Here is a 17,384-nt window from a genome sequence, read left to right on the forward strand (position 1 = left end):
TAAGCTGCTTGTTACTTTCAGCAGTCGGGAGATCCTTTTACCATGACGCACGCGACCATTTTGCAGCAGGGCACGATCCACTGTTTTCCTGCGGGACTGCGCGATGATCAAGGCAACTTGGTTAATGCCGAGGTGTCTGCCGTGCTTTATGACGGTAAGCGGCTTATTTTAGCCAGTGATAAGCCGATACCGGGGGAGGAGCGCTCGGCGATGTTTGCCATGCCGATGACCGGGCAGGGCCCGGATGACCGTCAGCTTGAGTACTTCACCATGCCGTTGATTAAACAGGCTATCAAGTACGAGGATCTCTCCCTGACGGCGGATGGACATCATGTTCTGGCCACCACAGGCTTTGATCGTATCGACAGTCAAAGCCATGACCTTAATGACTACAATCACTTGCTGATATGGCCGCTGGGCGAGCCTGACAAGGTGCAGGTGGTCGACCCTGACCCGCGGGATGGCGTGGAAGGCTCTTTGGAGCTGCGAATGAAGCTCGATCAAGCGATAGGTTTCCCCTACTACAAGATCGAAGGGCTGGCCGCGGTTCCCGGGGAGCACGGAGATGGCTTACTGCTGTTTGGTATTCGTGAGCAGGGGCAGTCGCATGATGATTTTACCTATGTGAGCCGTATCGTGGGCGCCCATTACCAGATTAGCGACAGTGGCAATTTAGTGTTTATTGATGAAATGCGTGAGCACTATGCCTTCGACCCAGGCAGCCATCCCGAGGTCCGTTTTGATTGCGGCCTGTCGAGCCTGGAATATGACCCCTATCACGGACGTATTTATCTACTAAACAGTTTCGAGGTTGAGAAAGCCGGTGAAGAGCGCATCGGCGGATACTTGTGGGAAGTCAGCCTGGGTGATTTTCGCGCGCGCCGCGTACCCACTCTTGTGACTACGCCTGCGGGATTGCCGTTGGAGTTTGAGCATAAGGCCGAAGGGCTTGCCGTATTGGATCATGATCGCCTGTTTGTGGCTTATGATAATGATCGGCACTTGGGGCTTGGTAGTATTGATGAGCGCGATGAACGACACGCCTGCGAAGCGCCTTATACGTTGCTTCACGTGTCTTAACCCTAGGAAAACTCTTATTTAGCTGCTTAACGTCTAAACCCCGGCTGAGCCTTCGACTAAACGACGTTGGCCCGCTCGCTTAAGCTTCACTAAGATCAGGGCTACCTTTTTTAGGAGCTGCCTTATGAAACCTGAAACTATTGCCCTCCATCATGGATACACGGCTGATTCACAAAACGCCGTTGCGGTGCCGATTCATCAGACTACCTCGTTTTCATTTGATAGTGCCCAGCATGCAGCGGATCTATTTGATCTGAAAGTGGAAGGAAATATCTATTCTCGCATTATGAATCCTACCTGCGCCGTGCTGGAGCAACGTGTGGCTGCGCTGGAAGGCGGCCTTGCGGGCTTGGCGGTTGCATCGGGGATGGCGGCGATCACCTATGCCATTCAAACTATCGCCGAAGCGGGCGACAACATCGTCTCCATTAGCGAGCTGTACGGTGGCACTTATAATCTGTTTGCGCACACGCTACCGCGCCAGGGTATTCAGGTGCGCTTTGTCGATAAAGACGACATAGCAGGCATCGAAGCGTTGTTTGATGAGCGCACTAAAGCGGTTTTTTGCGAAAGCATTGGCAACCCCTCTGGCGGCGTTGTTGATCTGCGTGCGCTCGCCGATGTCGCTCACCGTCACGGAATACCGGTCATCGTGGATAACACCACTGCCACACCGTTTCTATGTCGGCCAATTGAGCATGGAGCGGATATCGTCATCCATTCGGCAACCAAATATATTGGCGGCCACGGCACCACAGTGGGCGGCGTCATTGTCGATTCGGGCAAATTTCCGTGGGCGGAAAATGCCCGCCGATTCCCGATGCTTAATGAACCGGATGTCTCCTACCACGGCGTTAGCTATACCCAAGATGTTGGCGATGCGGCCTTTATTACCCGTGCCCGGGTAGTGCCGTTACGCAATATGGGAGCCGCGCTATCCGCTCAGGCGGCCTGGAACCTTCTTCAGGGGCTGGAAACGTTGTCACTCAGGATTGAGCGTATCTGCGCTAACGCGCTGGCCGTGGCAAAGCACTTGGAAAATCATCCCCAGGTGGCGTGGGTGCACTACGCTGGCCTGGAAAGCCATCCAGATAATGCGTTAGCGCAGCGCTATATGTACGGCCATGCTTCGGGCATCCTTAGCTTTGGTATTAAGGGCGGCCAAGCCGCTGGCGAGCGTTTTTATGATGCATTGGCGCTTATTCTGCGGCTAGTGAATATCGGTGATGCCAAGAGTTGCTCCTCTATTCCAGCGTCTACTACGCATCGTCAGTTGAATGATCAAGAGCTAAAAGCGGCAGGCGTCACTCCTGATATGGTGCGGCTGTCGATAGGTATCGAGCATATTGATGATCTGATCGCTGATATCGATCAGGCGTTAGCGACTTCTCAAAACTAGCGGTGTGTTTTAGCGCGCTGGGTCGCTAGGATGATAACTCCCGGCGCGTGTTTCTCGATACACTCGTGAATCCTTTGCACAAGCAGGTCGGCTTCTAAGAAAACCTGCTTAAAATCTTAGCCACAGCCTAAGCCGCTTGTCGCTTACTTATATCCAATATATGCTTTATATACGTTTCATATATAGCAGGTTTGCCATGGGCATCGTAAAAATCAACGACCAGCTTCACGAAGATATTCGTAAAGCCAGTTCAGTCATGGTGCGCTCGATCAATGCGCAGGCGGAATATTGGATTAAGGTAGGCATGCTGGCGGAAGCCAACCCGGGCATGACCTTCTCTGACATCATGCGCGAGCAGATGAAGCAGGCGGACATTGAGGTAAGGAAGGTGATCGGTGGCTAACGTAGTACTCAAAAATGAACAAGAGCTGATGTTGATGCGCGGAGCCGGGCGTTTGCTCGCGTCTGTATTCAGCTATCTCGATGCACTGATCGTGCCGGGTGCTACCACCATGCAGATCAATGATTGGGCCGAGCGCTATATCGTTGATGAGTTAAAAGCTCGCCCCGCCAGCAAAGGGCAATATGACTATCAATATGTGCTGAATGCGTCTGTGAATCATGTGGTGTGTCATGGCGTTCCTTCTGAAGCGCAGGCGCTTAAATCCGGCGATATTGTTAACGTCGATATCACACTTGAGAAGAATGGGTTTATTGCCGATTCAAGTAAGATGTACCTGGTAGGCGATGTAAAACCCATCGCAAAACGCTTGGTCGATAAAACCTATGAGGCCATGTGGGAAGGCATCCGCGCCGTTAAACCGGGGGCAACGCTTGGCGATGTAGGCCACGCGATTCAGCAGCATGCGGAACAGAACGGCTACTCGGTAGTGCGTGACTACTGTGGCCACGGCATTGGCCGCGAAATGCATGAAGAGCCCGAAGTGCTGCATTACGGCAAGCCGGGTAAAGGGCTGGTATTAAAACAAGGCATGGTGTTTACCATTGAGCCCATGATTAACCAGGGCAAAGCCAAGATAAAAACCAAGAAAGATGGCTGGACGGTAGTGACCAGCGACAAGACATTATCCGCGCAGTGGGAGCATACGGTTGCGGTTACTGCAGAGGGTGTCGAGGTGCTGACGCTGCGTGATGAAGAATGCCTTTAATAGCCTAAATCAACCTGGCGATGCAGGACGACCTATGCCAAGAATACCGTTGCTGATCATCGCCTTGTTTTTCTTGTCGGGTGGCATCGCCCATTTTGTCTTAACAGATTTCTTTGTAATGGCGATGCCCGATTATCTGGGCTATCACAAAGAGCTGGTGCTTATCAGCGGTGTTTTTGAGTTGCTCGGTGCCATTGGAATCCTGGTTCCCAAAACCCGGTTTCTGGCAGGGTGTGGCTTGATTGTCTTAATTATTGCTGTTTACCCGGCCAACATACATATGGCGCTATATCCTGAGCAATATCCCGATATACCTGCGCTGCTGTTATATATCCGTTTGCCCCTGCAGTTTCTATTTGTCTGGTTTGTTTGGTGGGCTATCACGCCTGAAAAGCGCCAGAGCGGGTAGAGGCAATAAGGTTGAATACAGGCCGGCGCTAAAAACAGGTTCCACGCCGTCATAGCTGTTATAGCAAACTCTGGCGTTTTCATTGTCATTTTTCGTACAAAGCTTAGCGCGGCAATATCTTACAAATACTCCAACACATCAAAGTGATCACACCCAGGCAGCTCAACCAGCTCTGCCTGAACGTTGGCTGCGCGTAGCAGCGCTATAAAATTGTGCCCCTGCTGGTGAAACGTGGGCGGATCATTTTCAGCAATCACTATCTGGCTGGGCGGCAGCTTGGCCAACTCGCCAAACTGCGGGCTGAGTGCTTGTGCCTGCGTTTGGGTTAAACCCAAAGGTTTATTAACGTAGGTATCGACCAGTGGCGTAAGGTCATAAACGCCGCTAACCAGCACCAGCTTATCAATAGGCACTTTGCCGCTAACGGCTACCCAGTAAGCCAACTGAGCGCCTGCGCTATGGCCACCGAGTGTGATGGACCAGGTTCCACCGTTGTCTTCAAGCGCATGATACGCCGCTTCAAGGCCCTGAACGCACTGAGCGATCATGGTATCGATCGTGGTGGTGGGGGCTAAGCCATAGCCAATGGAGGCAAACGCCATGCCCCTTTCCATATAGTGCTCGGCCAGAAAATCAGTCGCGGTGTGATCAAGCTCCTGCCAGTAGCCGCCGTGAATGAAGACCATCAACGGCCAGGGGCCTTCCCCGGGTGGAATAAACAGGTGCAGACACGCCGCCGGATCATCGCCATAGCTCAACGCCATCGGCTGATGGCGGGCTCTTAACGCGTGTCCGGCAGCTGCCTGGCGCGTGAGAGTGGCTTCAAAATCCGTCGCGAAATGACTCGGCGAGTAGGCGAGATCCAGCGTTAGCTCTGTCATCAGTTCTGGCATCAGCTCTGGCATTAGGTGACGGCGCCACGAATATGAAACTGCGGGTCCTGATATTCGCCGCTTTCGACAACCTCGCGGAAGTGCTGCGCGGCCTGCCAGACATCCTCGTAGCTTAAATACAGCGGGGTGAAGCCGAAGCGCATCAAGCCGGGTTCGCGGTAGTCGCCAATGACGCCACGGGCGATCAGCGCCTGCACAATGGCGTAGCCGTTTTCACCGTCGATCAACGATACCTGGCTGCCACGTTGGCTGGCTGTGGGGGTAAGATCTTCGATGCCATGCGCTGCAAAGATATCTTCCAGGCACTCACGGAACAGATTACTCAGGGCGAGGCTTTTATCACGCAGGGCCTGCATATCAACCTCGGCCCACATGCTAAGCGAGGCTTCAAGGGCTGAGTAGATAAGGGCCGAGTGGGTGCCGGTACGGAAGCGAGAGATGTCATTGGCAGGGGTGTAATCGGCCTGAAAAGCGAAAGGCGAGGTATGCCCATGCCAGCCCGAAAGCGGCTGCCAGGTGCTGTCCAGATGATCGCGATGCACATAAAGAAATGCCGGCGCGCCAGGGCCACCGTTCAAGTACTTATAGGTGCAGCCGACCGCATAGCGTGCGCCCGCACCGTTAAGGTCGATAGGCAGGGCACCGGCCGAGTGAGCTAAGTCCCAGATGATCTCGGCGCCATGCGCGTGTACCAGCTGTGTGGTGGCGGCCATATCCCGCAGCTGGCCGGTGCGGTAGTTGACCTGGCTAAGTACCACAACGGCCACGCCATCCAGATGTTCTGCCAAGTTGCCGCTTTCGGGCAAGAAGCGGTGTTCATTGCCACTGACCCGGCAATAGCCCTGGGCAATATAAGCATCAGTGGGGAAGTTGCCGCCTTCGCTGAGTACGATACGCCGTTCATCCTGGCGCTTGTCCAAAATATACCCCAGCAACTTGAAGATATTGAGCGTGATATTGTCCGTCACCACCACTTCACCATCCTGGGCACCGATAACCGGGGCCAGAAGGTTACCCAGGCGTTCGGGGGCATCGAACCAGCCCTGGTTCCAGCCTTTGATCAGTTGGGTACGCCACTGGTCCAGCGTGTCATCTACCGCTTGTTTGGCGGCTACCGGCTGAGCACCCAGCGAGTTGCCATCCAGGTAGAGCACGCCCTCGGGCAGGGCAAAGCGACGTTTGAAATCCGCCAAGGGGTCTTGGCGATCCATTTCACGAACGTTATCCAGGCTCACGCGCATCTTGGTACTCCAGCAAAACGAAAATCGTTACTCATGAAAAAGGGGAAGCGTCATTAGGCATGTGCCCTTACACAGACGTTCTTACACTCCAGAGTTCGGGGAAAAACTGAAGGTCCAGCGCCTTGACCAGGTAGTTCACACCAGACGATCCACCGGTGCCGCGTCGGTAGCCAATAATACGTTCTACCGTTTTCATGTGACTGAACCGCCAGCGCTGGAAGTTGAATTCGACATCCACAAGCTTTTCGGCAAGCTCGTATAAATCCCAGTGCTTTTCACTATTGCGGTAGATCTCCATCCAGGCTGCTTCTACTTCGCTACTCGGCGAGTAGGGGATGCTCCAGTCGCGTTCGATTTTGTCAGCGGGAATGGCAAAACCACGCCGACCAAGCAATTGAAGCACAACATCGTAAATACTGGGTGAGTTAAGCGCTTCGGTCAGTTTTTGATAGTGTCGCGGCTTGGCGCGATGCGCTTCGATCAGCTTGGCGTTCTTGTTGCCCAGCAGAAACTCAATCTCGCGATACTGATAGGACTGAAAGCCTGAACTCTGCCCCAGGCTATCCCGGAAGCTGGCGTAATCGGCCGGGGTCATGGTGACCAGTACTTCCCAGGCTTTGATTAGCTGCTCTTGAATTCGAGATACGCGGCTTAGCATCTTAAAGGCCGGGCTGAGGTTGTCGGCGGCGATATGCTGGGCCGCCGCGTGGGCTTCATGCAGGCAGAGTTTGATCCAGAGCTCCGATACCTGGTGGATGACGATGAAGAGTAATTCATCGTGCTGATCAGACGCTGGGTTCTGGCAAGCCAACAACGGCTCAAGGTCCAGGTACTGGCCGTAGCTGATGTCCTGGTCCCAGTGGATGGCTTCGTTATCGACGCTGTTCTTGGGTGTTGTCATTGTTGATCACGCCTTTTGAGTAGTAAGTGTATGCGCCTGGGCTTCGCCTAGATCCCAGAATACGCCAGCCGCCATTTTTAATCCCTGCTCGACCACGTTTTCAAGCAGGTGCTCGTCGGGCGCGTGCTGATTGCATGAGGGGTAGGAGTGGGGCAGCCATACCGTGGGCAGGTTCAGCGCATCAGAAAAACAGTGGTTGGGAATCGTGCCGCCCAGGTTGGGCAGAATGTGTGCAGGCTGACCCAGGCTTTTCTGCGCCGATTCCGCCACGAAGCCGACCCAGGGGTGGCTGGGGTCAAGCCGTGTGGCAGCGTAGCCGCCCAGCATCTCAAGCGTGAGATCGCCATAGCCATGGGCATCCAGGTGCGCGCGCAGGTTCTCCTCCAATGCCTGCCATGCGGAGCCCTTCACGAATCGCAGCTGCAAGACCGCTTCGGCGTTGGCGGGAATCGCGCCTACCGGCTTGTCCGTTCGGCCTGCGCTCATGCCCAGGATTTCCAGAGTGTTGGTGCCATACAGGCGTTCGCCGTTGGTCAGACCCTTTTCGCCCCAATTTTTGTTGATGGCAGGATCAGTGCTGTCACCGCCTACCGGCAGCTCACGAATCAGCTGGGCGAGTTCTTCGGTAATCGCGGGCGCTTTGAGAAAATCGACCTGAATGCGTCCCTCGTTTGATAACAGTGTGGCGATGGCGTTACACAGCACCACGGCCGGGTTGGTGATCACTCCGCCCCAGTTACCGGAGTGGCGACCGCCGTTGCCGGTATTTAACCCAAGCTTGAACTGCACCACACCGCGGGAGCCCAAAAACAGCGTGGGCATATCGGCACGGATGCGCGGGCCGTCGGAGGCTAGAAACAGATCCGCCGCAAGGGCTTCTTGATAGGCAAGGCAGGTCTCCTCAAGCCCGGGCGAGCCGATTTCTTCGCTCATCTCGAACAGGATCTTGACGTTGTAGCCAAGCTTGCCATCGCGCGCCTTGATGACCGCTTCAAGCGCTGCGAGGTTAACGCTGTGCTGACCCTTGTTGTCCGCCGTGCCGCGCCCGTAAACGCGGCCATCGATAAAGGTCAGCGTCCAAGGGTCAATGCCCTCGGCCCAGGTTGTTTCCTGGCCATCGGTGACATCGCCATGACCATAGAGCAGCAGCGTCGAGCAGGCTGGGTCTTCGATGCGCTGGCCGATCAGCAGCGGCGGGCGGCCGGGCTGAGGGTTATCAATGATGTCACAGGCAAACCCCAGCTTGCTTAAAAGCGGCACCATTTCCTGGGTCAGGTAATCGTGCAACGTGGCTTGACGGGCGGGGTCCTGGCTTACCGTTTTCATGGCTACCCGGCGCGCCAATGTGTCGTAAAAGGTGCCGTCGGTGAGTGTGTCAGTGGCCAGTTTTAAGGCGCGTTCGCGTCCTGAAAGTGATCTATCCATTAACTGCCCTTGTCGTTGTCATTGCAGAAAAGCGGTGCGGGAAAATCTCTCACCCAGAGACTAAATCTTGCCGCGCCTTGCTACCATCATTAATATCTCAAATAGTCTTTCTAATTATTGGAAGCCGTGTTCACGTTCAACCTGCGCTAATGCCTGCCGGTTGCGCCTGTCAGTAACGGATAAGCCAGGAGGCAATATGCAGGAACTCAACTTGCGCTATTTTCATAGCGTAGCCAAAACCGGCTCGCTTTCTGCTGCCGCGGAAGAGCTGCACGTTGCCGTCTCGGCGGTGAGCCGCCAGATCACTAATCTTGAGCAGCGCCTGGGCCTTAAACTGTTCGACCGCCAGCCCCGGGGTATGCAACTGACCGAAGCGGGCAGGCTGCTGCAAGCCTATGCGCTGCGTAACCAGCTGGAGGTGGAAAGCGTCATCACCCAGATGCAGGATGTCACTACACGCCAGCAGCGTAAAATCAGCGTTGCCTGCCCCGATGGCATGGCTTGGCACTTTCTACCCAGCGTCATCTCAGGGTTTATCAGCCACTATCCCGATACCCGATTTGATCTGCAGGTGGTTGATTCAGTACGCGCTTCAGAGCTTGTAAAAGAAGGAGCGGCGGATATCGCCCTGACGTTCAGCCTCTCGCCGGATATCGGCATCCAGGTGGTTTCCAGCCATAGCGCAGCGATTGGCGCGCTGATGTCACAGCATCATCCGCTGGCTGATAGGGAAGCCCTTTATGTGGAAGACCTAAGCCACTATCCGCTGACCATGTCGCTGAACGGCTCGACCATGCGCTATCTATTCGATGTGGCGTGCAGCCTGTCGGGCATCAAGGTCCACCCCAGCTTCTCCTGCGATTCACTGGGTGCCACTTACACCATGGTATGCGAGCATCCGAACATGATTGGCCTGTGTAGTGCCGTCGCGGTCAGTGGTAAAACGCACAGTGAAGGCCTGGTGTTGAAACCGCTTCAGGAACCGCAGCTATCGTTAAGAAGCCTTCAGGTACAAGTGATGGCAGAGCGCCATATGCCTGAGCATATCGACGCTTTTTTAACCTTTCTTGAAGCGCGGCTGAAGGCGGCCTGTTTGTAGTGGCCTGCCGCCTTCGCCGTCTGAGTTACCAGTGGCTCTTTAGAAAGGGCCGTAATTGATGCCCACGGCCACCGCCACGAACACGCCACCGGTCACGATCCAGATCGCGACCAGGGGCAGGGCAAACTTGAACCACTCGACGTAGGAGATCCGCGCGATGGCAAGGCAGGCCATCAGCGTGCCGGAAAGCGGGGTGATGATATTGGTGACCGCATCGCCCAGTTTGAAGGTAATGAAGGTGGCCTGGCGGGTAACTTCCAGCATATCGCCAATCGGCACCATGATTGGCATGACGATCGCCGCCTGGCCGGTGCCGGAAGTGATCAGCCCGTTGAAGACCAGGTTGAACACATAAAGCAGCTCCATCGCGACGATCTTGCCGTGGCCATCCAGCGAAGTAGCCACGCTGTGCACCAGGGTGTCGATCAACTGAGCCTGTTTTAGCAGCACAATGACCGCTGCCGCCACGCCGACTACCAGCGCACCGTACATCACTTCACCTGCGCCGTTCATCAGGCGTTTGATAAAGGCGTTGGGAGAGATCCGCCCGATGAACGCTGTGACGATACCCAGCATGATAAAGGTGGCGGAAAGCTGAGGAATACCCCAGTCCCGATTGAAGGCGCCGAACAGGAAGAAGCCGATGGCCAGGGGGAACAGTGCCAGCACAAGCTTATGGGTAAGGGTAAAGGTCGGGTAGGCATCCATTTGGCTATCGTGGCCCGCGCTTTCGAATGCCTCGGCGCCCATCACGCTTAAGCTTGGGTCTTGCTTGATACGCTTGGCGTAGTGGCAGATGTAAGCGGCGGTAATCGCCAGGAAGACTACAAAGATCGCCGCGCGGTACATGAAGCCTGAAAACAGCGGAAGCTCGGCAATGGTCTGGCCGGTGACGGTCACGGTGGGGTCGAACACGCCAGCGCCAAAACCGGCGTAGGAGCCTAGAAAGATGATCGCGACCCCAACGATAGGATCAAGCTTCATTGAGCGGGCCAGAATCAGACCGATAGGAATAAACGCGATCGCCAGATTGGCCCCCACGCCCACCGAGGCAAGCGTTGCAAAGGTGGCGCAGTAGACGAAGATAAGCAGGTTCTGCCGACCTTGCGCCAAATTGAGCAAACGGTAAATCCCCGCGCTGATCGCCCCGGTAGACTCGATGACTTTCAGCACGCCACCCACGATCAGGATAAGAAAGACCAGCGTGGACGCCGCTACCAGTCCGTTATGGATGGCGGTGAACAGATCCATTACGTTTAGCGGCGCAGCCTCGATGTAGCGAAAGCTGTCGGTGGCCACCTGGGTCAGGCCGTTGGCGGTACTGCGCTCATAGGTGCCGGCAGGAATGATATAGGAGGCCAGCAAGACCAGGATCATGAAGCCGAACAGGATGATAAACACATCCGGCATGGGCAGCTTTTTCTTGACTCGCTTAGCGCCTGCCTCGCCTGGGGGGGTCTTTGAGGACATGAGGATCTCCACTTTCAGAGGATTGTCATTTTAATGGTTACGGCTTGCGTAGAGAGGCGTATTTAGGGCGCGTTTTGGCCGGTCATAGTGCCAGATCTTGCGTCGTTAACATGCGTCGTCAATACGCTTGTGAACGGCTTTGCCATTGTATGGTTGTTTGAAAATCAAGCTACCAAGGAAGCCACAGGCGGACAATTGTAAATAAAACAAATGTGCTTTCTATTTTCGGCAAGGAGAGGGGCTGTATGATCTAGTTGCATTAAATGATGGGCATTACGCTATCCTGATGAGTTATTACGCAAGCGCCCCTTGAGGAAAGCTTGCCGACACTACACTGACGTTATCAAAGGTAGATGCACACAAAGCGAACAATATTGGCTGTGTGCGTTCGCTAAGGTCACATCGATGAGATACTTTGATCGCTCACCATCATTTTTACCTCACGCGCTTAATGATTCAGGAGGGATATGCCCCCTTCATTACTTTTACTCCTGGCCGACACGATATTAGTCGTTCATGTGCTGTTCGTTGCTTTTGTCGTCTTGGGGTTGCTGGCTATTTATGTGGACTATTTTTTAAGGTGGCAGTGGGTGCGCAACAAAACGTTTCGTATCTTACATTTGTCCGCCATTGGGTACGTGGTGATGCAGTCCTGGTTGGGCATCGTTTGCCCACTCACCACGTGGGAAATGACATTGAGAGCAGAGGCTGGTACAGCAACCTATGCTGGTTCTTTCATTCAGCACTGGTTGCAGCACCTGCTTTACTACACCGCTCCAGAGTGGGTATTTGTTGTGGTGTATACGGTGTTCGGCAGCTTGGTAGTCGCCAGTTGGTTGGTCGTGCGACCCAACCGACGCGTTCACTGAACGTTGCGCAGTGCCTGTTTTCAGTGAAAGTGTGTGGAACGCTAGCCGTAAACCACTTTTTGTTTGAGCGGCTTTAACTATTTGAAATCTATCTGGCGAAGATCAATAGGTACGTTAAGCTGAAAACAATGCTTTAACGCTCAACGGAAAAGGGGCCTGGGATGGCTAAAAAACCTCAAGGTAGTAGCAGTACGTCTTCTGGCGAACGCGGGGCAAATGCTTCGGTTTCGTGTGGCACCGAAAAACTTTTGTTGGCAGCATTGGCGCGCGGAAGTTGCTGTCTTGAAACCGGGCGCTTTTTGATCAGTTATCGTGAAGGACGAGTTGAAGAGGGAATCAAGTCGCTCAAGGCTCAAAACTTTCGGGTGGCCGACGCGCGTGACTTTGCTGACCAAGCTGTCAGTTTGGAAGAAGCTGGTGATGCGGAGGCGATGGTGTTTCCGGAGCTTGGGGTTGCGCTGGTTGGCGGTGATGCCTTACAGCTGCATGGGATGAGTCTCAACGATCCTATCTCAGCGGATAGCCCCATAGAAATTATTGAGCCCGAGTATTTTGCCTTCTCGGAAAATTCAGAGTATCTGCGCGGTTTTTTGCGCGCCGCAAGTACGATTGCTCGCGACCTTGGCGCTGATTTTGATCTGGATGAAGCCCAAAACACGCCTGAGCCTGGTGAGTTTGAGGCTACTTGGGGTTTGATTCAGTGCAACGTTTTACAGAGCCGATGGAGTGGGGCTGGCATTAAAGTGGCTGTGCTGGATACTGGAATGGATCTTGGCCATCCTGACTTTGTGGGCAGAGAGTTTATTACCCGCTCATTCGCCGGTGAGCCGGTTCAGGATATCAATGGTCATGGTACGCACTGTATCGGCACGGCCTGTGGACCCAAAAAGCCTCTCGAAAGCGCGCCGCGCTACGGTATCGCATTCGATTCGCAGGTGCTCGTTGGCAAGGTGCTCACCAACTCGGGTAGCAGTACAGGGGCGGGGGTGCTTGCCGGCATGAATTGGGCCATCGCCAATCGCTGCGAAGTCATCTCAATGTCGCTGGGTAGCCAAAGCCCCGTGCAAGCTGCCTATACCCACGCTGGCGCGGCGGCACTGCGTAAAGACTGCCTGATTATTGCCGCTGCAGGAAACTCCTCTACCCACACCGGAGCGCCTGCCAACTCACCTACTATCATGTCGGTTGCATCGATCGACGCTAACTTGAAGCCCTCAAGCTTTTCGAACGCAGGAAAAATCGAAATTGCCGCGCCTGGGGGCGATATTTTTTCATCCTGGCCCCGGCCGGTACATCATAAAACGATTAGCGGAACCAGCATGGCGACGCCCCACGTAGCAGGCTGTGCCGCACTCTGGGCAGAGTCCGATGCCTCGCTGCGGGGTATGAAGCTCTGGCAGCGGTTACTGGATTCTGCAAAGCCCTTACCGTCCTCCGATTCCCGCGTCGGGGCCGGGTTGGTACAAGCACCCTAAACGAGGTTGGTCGATGCCGACGATAGCGCTTTGGATAATTACCATTTCTGAAGATCAATCGATTAATGAAATAGCCTCGCGCCTCAGCGATGAAGGCCTCACCATTAGAGATGTGCTTGAGGAGATTGGGTGTATTACCGGGTCTGCAGATGATGTTACCGCTGAGCGGCTTAAAAAGATTGAAGGGGTGGTGGATATCGCCCCTGACATGCAGCTCAATATAGGCCCGCCAGGTGCTGATGAGACCTGGTAACTCCTCAAGCCGTTGTTGGGGCTAGCAAAAAACTGCGTGTCTCAGGCTTAAGGTGGGCCTGAGTTTACGCGTAGCGGGGCATTTTCTTTTCAGGTCTTAATCAATGAGCAGGACGAAACGGGTCAGCATAGGAGCGACCCAATCTCCGCCGCTGCCAAGCGCGAATTTAAGGCGATAATGCAGAAAAATCGATATTGCCACCATTAAGGCGGCACTTCACGGTTGCAGTAGATTGTTAAAAGAGCCGGAAGCTGCCCATTAAGAATGTGTTGACTACAGGGCCGAAGCAATGGAGTTTGTGCGCACAATCGTTATATCTGAATTTTCTGATTTTAATGATCTGGGTGAATTTATAATTGTGGTCGTTCGGTTGCTAATGGCTGCTTTACTGGGCGGTCTCTTGGGACTTGAGCGTGAACAGAGCGGCAAGCCGGCTGGAATACGTACTCACATGCTTGTATGTATGGGGGCGGCGGTCTTTGTATTAATTCCGCAGCAAGCAGGCATTTCTGATGCGGACATGAGTCGAGTCATCCAGGGGGTGGTTAGCGGGATTGGGTTTCTATGTGCTGGCAGCATCATCACCCGTCAGAATGACTTGTTTGCTACAGGACTTACTACCGCGGCCGGTATTTGGTTTACAGCAGCTATAGGAATGGCCGTTGGCCTCGGGCGCGAGCAAACGGCAGTGGTGTGTACATTGCTGGCTTGGGTAGTGCTTTACGTGGTGCCATTCTTTTCGCGTACCATCACCAAGAAAAAGGCTGAGCGGCCAGAATCGAATGAAGATAGCCCTGGTATGAAATGACGTTGTTTTATCAAATATGCAACATCAGTAGAATAAAATGTTAATCGTGATTCGGCATTGGCGGATGCGGTGGGGTAATGGATAGTATGCCTTGCTCGCACCACCTCTTGCAGAGCATCCAAGCGTAAATCCACTGCGAAAGCTCCAGTATGAAATGCCGAACACACCAATGCACAAAAGGTTTATCTAACATCATATGGCTGAAATTACGTATATCCTTCTTTTATCGTTAATGGCAGGGGCCGCTATGCCTGCTGGTGCATTATTGGCGAAGTTTGATCTGGTCCACCCTTCTTTTTTAGGCTCTGCCTGGCGACATTTTATAGTCGCCTTTGGCGGTGGCGCGCTCGTTTCAGCGGTTGCCTTGGTATTAGTGCCGGAGGGCGCTAGCAAACTGCCTCTTATACCAGCGGCCTTATGTTTTGCAGCTGGTGGAGCATGTTTTTACTTATTGGATACCTATTTAAATAAGCTTAATAGCTCGGTAGGCCAGCTGGTAGCCATGTTGTCCGATTTTATCCCAGAGGCTATTGCTTTGGGTGCTGCCTTTGCTGTAGGAGAAGGTACCGGGCTATTGCTCGCGATGTTAATGGTTTTACAAAACTTACCTGAAGGCTTTAATGCTTATGAAGAGTTAAATAGTAGTGCTCAACTATCTTCCAACAAGATCGTATTGGCATTTAGTGGTTTAGCATTAGTAGGCCCTATTTCGGCGGCAACCGGTTATTATATTCTGGCGCAGTATGATGTGCTGATGGGGGCGTTAATGTTGTTCGCTAGCGCGGGAATTTTATATCTCGTTTTTCAAGATATTGCACCGGAGTCAAAAATCGAACATCAAGGTATGCCTGCGATAGGCGCTGTGGCTGGATTTATGCTTGGCTTAATTGGCAACATGATGCTTCTTGCTAACTAATAGCGCCCAGAGCAATGTTTAGAAAGTTCGTTTTATTAGAAGCCTTACTCCCCGACATAGGGGGTATTTCGCTAACGCTTTCTATAACGCTAAATTAGCAGTGGGCTTTTATTTTTAAATGCAGGATAATTAATAATTATTGTTATTAAGGATCCTAATATGCCTGCTACTAAAACACTAATTTTGACTGCTGCTGGCGTTGTAGTACTCGGGGCAGGGGGATACCTAGGCGCCCAGGCGGTAGTGGGTAATGAGGTTGAAAAAGCGCTCACCCAAACCTTTGCGCAGCTGGATGATTCTGTTTCCTGGTACGCAAGCGACGTCATGATCGATAAATCGTTGCTCAATACAACGGCGACAGCAACGATCGGTATGGAAGGTATTGAACACGCCAATGCCCAGGTAAACCTGCTGGTAGATCACGGCATTATCAATAGCCCGATTACCGGCACGATTCATCCCAACGAGCAGTTTCTACGCGGGGACATCGACGTTGATCTGGTCGCTACTCGCAGCTCCGTCACGGGACAGCTGACGGCTGGTTCGTTAAGCGGTGTTGAACTCGACGGCACTCTGCACGACTTGGTAGTGGACCTTGACCTTGAAGATGAAGAGGTTTGGAAGGTAAACGGTCAGGCGCGTGAAATTGTCGTCAATAACGAGAATGACTCATTTCGGATTGTTTCGCCGCGCTTTGAAAACAACGCCCAGAAAGCGTCTAATCTGATACATCAACGCCTGGAAATACCCAAAATTGAGTTTTTAGCGCAGGGCATCAATGTTTATATGGATGGCGTTGAGCTAGAAGCCGAGTCTGAATCCGTGGGTGAGAGCCAGATCGTCAATTCAGGCGGACGTTTCAAGGTAGCCGATATTGGCGCCGACGGCACCTCAATGGGTAGCTTGTCACTTGATATGGATGCCAAGAGCTGGGATATGCCAGCATTTCAAGCGCTCCAGGAAGCCTATGCACCGTTGCAAGCCATGCGTGCAGAGTATGGAGAGGCCGACGTACGCGGCGATGAGCAGGAAGAGCGTGAACTGCTGATCCAGGCTATCGAAAGTGGCTATGATGTACTGATTGCGAGCCCCTCAATCGCGTTCCAGCCGCTGGAAGCGCACGTTACGCTGCCTATGCTGGGTATCGATTTTAATCCCCGCATTACGGCGGATATCCGCTTTGATGGTGAAGAACTTTCCAAGGAGGCGCTATACAGCGCTTCATGGGACAACCGTTTGCCGTTACCCAATCAGCTTCAGGCATCGCAAGATGTTATGAGCACACTGGAGGCACAAGAGTACCTTCAAAATCGCTTGAGCCTGGATATCAGCGTAACCACGCCGCCTCAGATGGTTCTTTCACTCATTCCCATGCCTTATGCCTTGTTAATCGATCCGGACGTTGAAGAGCAGACGCTGCTCTGGCAAGACGGCGTCCTGACTATTAATGGTGAAGAGGTGATGTAAGTAAGGCTTGAATCATAAGCACTACGCCACATGGAGTGGCGTAGTGCTAATTTGGTGACGCTGAAGCGGGTAAGCAAGTCGCACCAAGTAACCAGGAACGAGCCAATATATTTCTATTTAAAGGACTAAATATGCGTGTCATTGCCATCGTAAAGTATCTGACGCTTATTGTGGGTCTGGGACTTCTCATCGGCGCTTTCTATTTTTATCAAAGTTCAAGCAGTTTTCTTGATGGGGCCGTCACTACTGAAGGCACGGTAATTGAGCTTGTAAGGTCCCGCTCAGAAGACTCGATTACTTACCGACCCGTTGTTCAATTTACGTCCCAGAATAATTCAACCATAGAGTTTCTATCAACGACGGGCAGTAACCCGCCCAGCTATTCGCCAGGCCAGCGCGTTGAGGTTATGTACGACCCGAGTAACCCAGTCAATGCCAAGCTTAAAAGCTTTTTCTCGTTATGGGGCGCGCCGCTTATCGTGGGCGGATTGGGAGCCTTGTTTTTCCTAA

The 17,384-nt window shown here is 53.2% G+C and carries 18 protein-coding genes; 13 read left to right on the plus strand and 5 right to left on the minus strand.

Features of this window, described 5'->3' with window-relative positions:
* Positions 1–42 precede the first annotated feature (42 nt).
* The 5 genes from ACT3R7_RS19180 (at position 43) to ACT3R7_RS19200 (ending at position 4,057) form a co-directional block, all read left to right on the plus strand.
* A complete protein-coding gene (locus tag ACT3R7_RS19180) occupies positions 43–1,080 on the plus strand; it encodes a hypothetical protein (RefSeq protein ID WP_496199379.1) in 1,038 nt (345 codons plus the stop codon).
* A 124-nt stretch (positions 1,081–1,204) separates the two neighbouring features.
* Positions 1,205–2,479 carry an O-acetylhomoserine aminocarboxypropyltransferase/cysteine synthase family protein gene (locus ACT3R7_RS19185; RefSeq protein WP_192538208.1) on the plus strand — a complete coding sequence of 425 codons (1,275 nt, stop codon included), beginning with the start codon at positions 1,205–1,207 and terminating at the stop codon, positions 2,477–2,479.
* Between the two features lie 196 nt (positions 2,480–2,675).
* Positions 2,676–2,882 (plus strand): ParD-like family protein, encoded by a 207-nt coding sequence (locus tag ACT3R7_RS19190; RefSeq protein ID WP_192538209.1) that lies wholly within the window; start codon positions 2,676–2,678, stop codon positions 2,880–2,882.
* Complete coding sequence (gene map, locus ACT3R7_RS19195) at positions 2,875–3,648, plus strand: type I methionyl aminopeptidase (protein WP_496199380.1); 774 nt, start codon at positions 2,875–2,877, stop codon at positions 3,646–3,648. The genes ACT3R7_RS19190 and map overlap by 8 nt, the downstream gene beginning before the upstream one ends.
* Positions 3,632–4,057, plus strand: a complete 426-nt coding sequence (locus ACT3R7_RS19200) for a DoxX family protein (RefSeq protein ID WP_417419974.1) — start codon at positions 3,632–3,634, stop codon at positions 4,055–4,057. The genes map and ACT3R7_RS19200 overlap by 17 nt, the downstream gene beginning before the upstream one ends.
* A 119-nt stretch (positions 4,058–4,176) precedes the next feature.
* Here the strand turns inward: ACT3R7_RS19200 and ACT3R7_RS19205 are convergent, their stop codons facing one another.
* The 4 genes from ACT3R7_RS19205 to ACT3R7_RS19220 all read right to left on the minus strand — a co-directional run bounded on the left by ACT3R7_RS19205 (position 4,177) and on the right by ACT3R7_RS19220 (position 8,517).
* Complete coding sequence (locus ACT3R7_RS19205; protein ID WP_417419838.1) at positions 4,177–4,962, minus strand: alpha/beta hydrolase; 786 nt, start codon at positions 4,960–4,962, stop codon at positions 4,177–4,179.
* Entirely contained in the window at positions 4,962–6,191 is a 1,230-nt protein-coding gene (gene kynU / locus ACT3R7_RS19210; protein ID WP_417419839.1) for a kynureninase, read from the minus strand. The genes ACT3R7_RS19205 and kynU overlap by 1 nt, the downstream gene beginning before the upstream one ends.
* A gap of 67 nt (positions 6,192–6,258) precedes the next feature.
* Entirely contained in the window at positions 6,259–7,092 is an 834-nt protein-coding gene (gene kynA, locus ACT3R7_RS19215; protein ID WP_018915915.1) for a tryptophan 2,3-dioxygenase, read from the minus strand.
* 6 nt (positions 7,093–7,098) lie between these two features.
* Positions 7,099–8,517, minus strand: coding sequence for a M20 family metallopeptidase (locus ACT3R7_RS19220; protein WP_417419840.1), 1,419 nt, complete (start codon positions 8,515–8,517; stop codon positions 7,099–7,101).
* Positions 8,518–8,713: 196 nt separating this feature from the next.
* On the opposite strand from ACT3R7_RS19220, the gene ACT3R7_RS19225 reads away from it, so the two are divergent.
* The gene (locus tag ACT3R7_RS19225; RefSeq protein WP_417419841.1) at positions 8,714–9,616 is read left to right on the plus strand and encodes a LysR family transcriptional regulator; all 903 of its coding nucleotides are present in this window, start codon (positions 8,714–8,716) and stop codon (positions 9,614–9,616) included.
* Between the two features lie 39 nt (positions 9,617–9,655).
* Here the strand turns inward: ACT3R7_RS19225 and ACT3R7_RS19230 are convergent, their stop codons facing one another.
* On the minus strand, positions 9,656–11,086 hold the full coding sequence (locus tag ACT3R7_RS19230) for a YfcC family protein (protein WP_417419842.1): 1,431 nt from the start codon (positions 11,084–11,086) through the stop codon (positions 9,656–9,658).
* A 467-nt stretch (positions 11,087–11,553) separates the two neighbouring features.
* Here ACT3R7_RS19230 and ACT3R7_RS19235 point away from each other — a divergent pair, with 467 nt between their 5' ends.
* The 7 genes from ACT3R7_RS19235 to ACT3R7_RS19265 form a co-directional block, all read left to right on the plus strand.
* Positions 11,554–11,955, plus strand: a complete 402-nt coding sequence (locus ACT3R7_RS19235) for a DUF2784 domain-containing protein (RefSeq protein WP_417419843.1) — start codon at positions 11,554–11,556, stop codon at positions 11,953–11,955.
* Between the two features lie 161 nt (positions 11,956–12,116).
* A complete protein-coding gene (locus tag ACT3R7_RS19240; protein WP_417419844.1) occupies positions 12,117–13,430 on the plus strand; it encodes a S8 family serine peptidase in 1,314 nt (437 codons plus the stop codon).
* 13 nt (positions 13,431–13,443) lie between these two features.
* On the plus strand, positions 13,444–13,683 hold the full coding sequence (locus tag ACT3R7_RS19245; protein ID WP_417419845.1) for a hypothetical protein: 240 nt from the start codon (positions 13,444–13,446) through the stop codon (positions 13,681–13,683).
* A gap of 289 nt (positions 13,684–13,972) precedes the next feature.
* The gene (locus tag ACT3R7_RS19250) at positions 13,973–14,491 is read left to right on the plus strand and encodes an MgtC/SapB family protein (RefSeq protein ID WP_192538218.1); all 519 of its coding nucleotides are present in this window, start codon (positions 13,973–13,975) and stop codon (positions 14,489–14,491) included.
* Between the two features lie 196 nt (positions 14,492–14,687).
* On the plus strand, positions 14,688–15,407 hold the full coding sequence (locus ACT3R7_RS19255) for a ZIP family metal transporter (protein ID WP_417419846.1): 720 nt from the start codon (positions 14,688–14,690) through the stop codon (positions 15,405–15,407).
* A 159-nt stretch (positions 15,408–15,566) separates the two neighbouring features.
* Positions 15,567–16,874, plus strand: coding sequence for a DUF945 family protein (locus ACT3R7_RS19260; RefSeq protein WP_496199381.1), 1,308 nt, complete (start codon positions 15,567–15,569; stop codon positions 16,872–16,874).
* Positions 16,875–17,005: 131 nt separating this feature from the next.
* Positions 17,006–17,384 (plus strand): DUF3592 domain-containing protein (locus tag ACT3R7_RS19265; RefSeq protein ID WP_496199382.1); only part of this gene is annotated, 379 nt, incomplete at its 3' end.

Source organism: Halomonas sp. AOP43-A1-21, assembly GCF_052376775.1.
Lineage (GTDB): Bacteria > Pseudomonadota > Gammaproteobacteria > Pseudomonadales > Halomonadaceae > Vreelandella > Vreelandella colorata.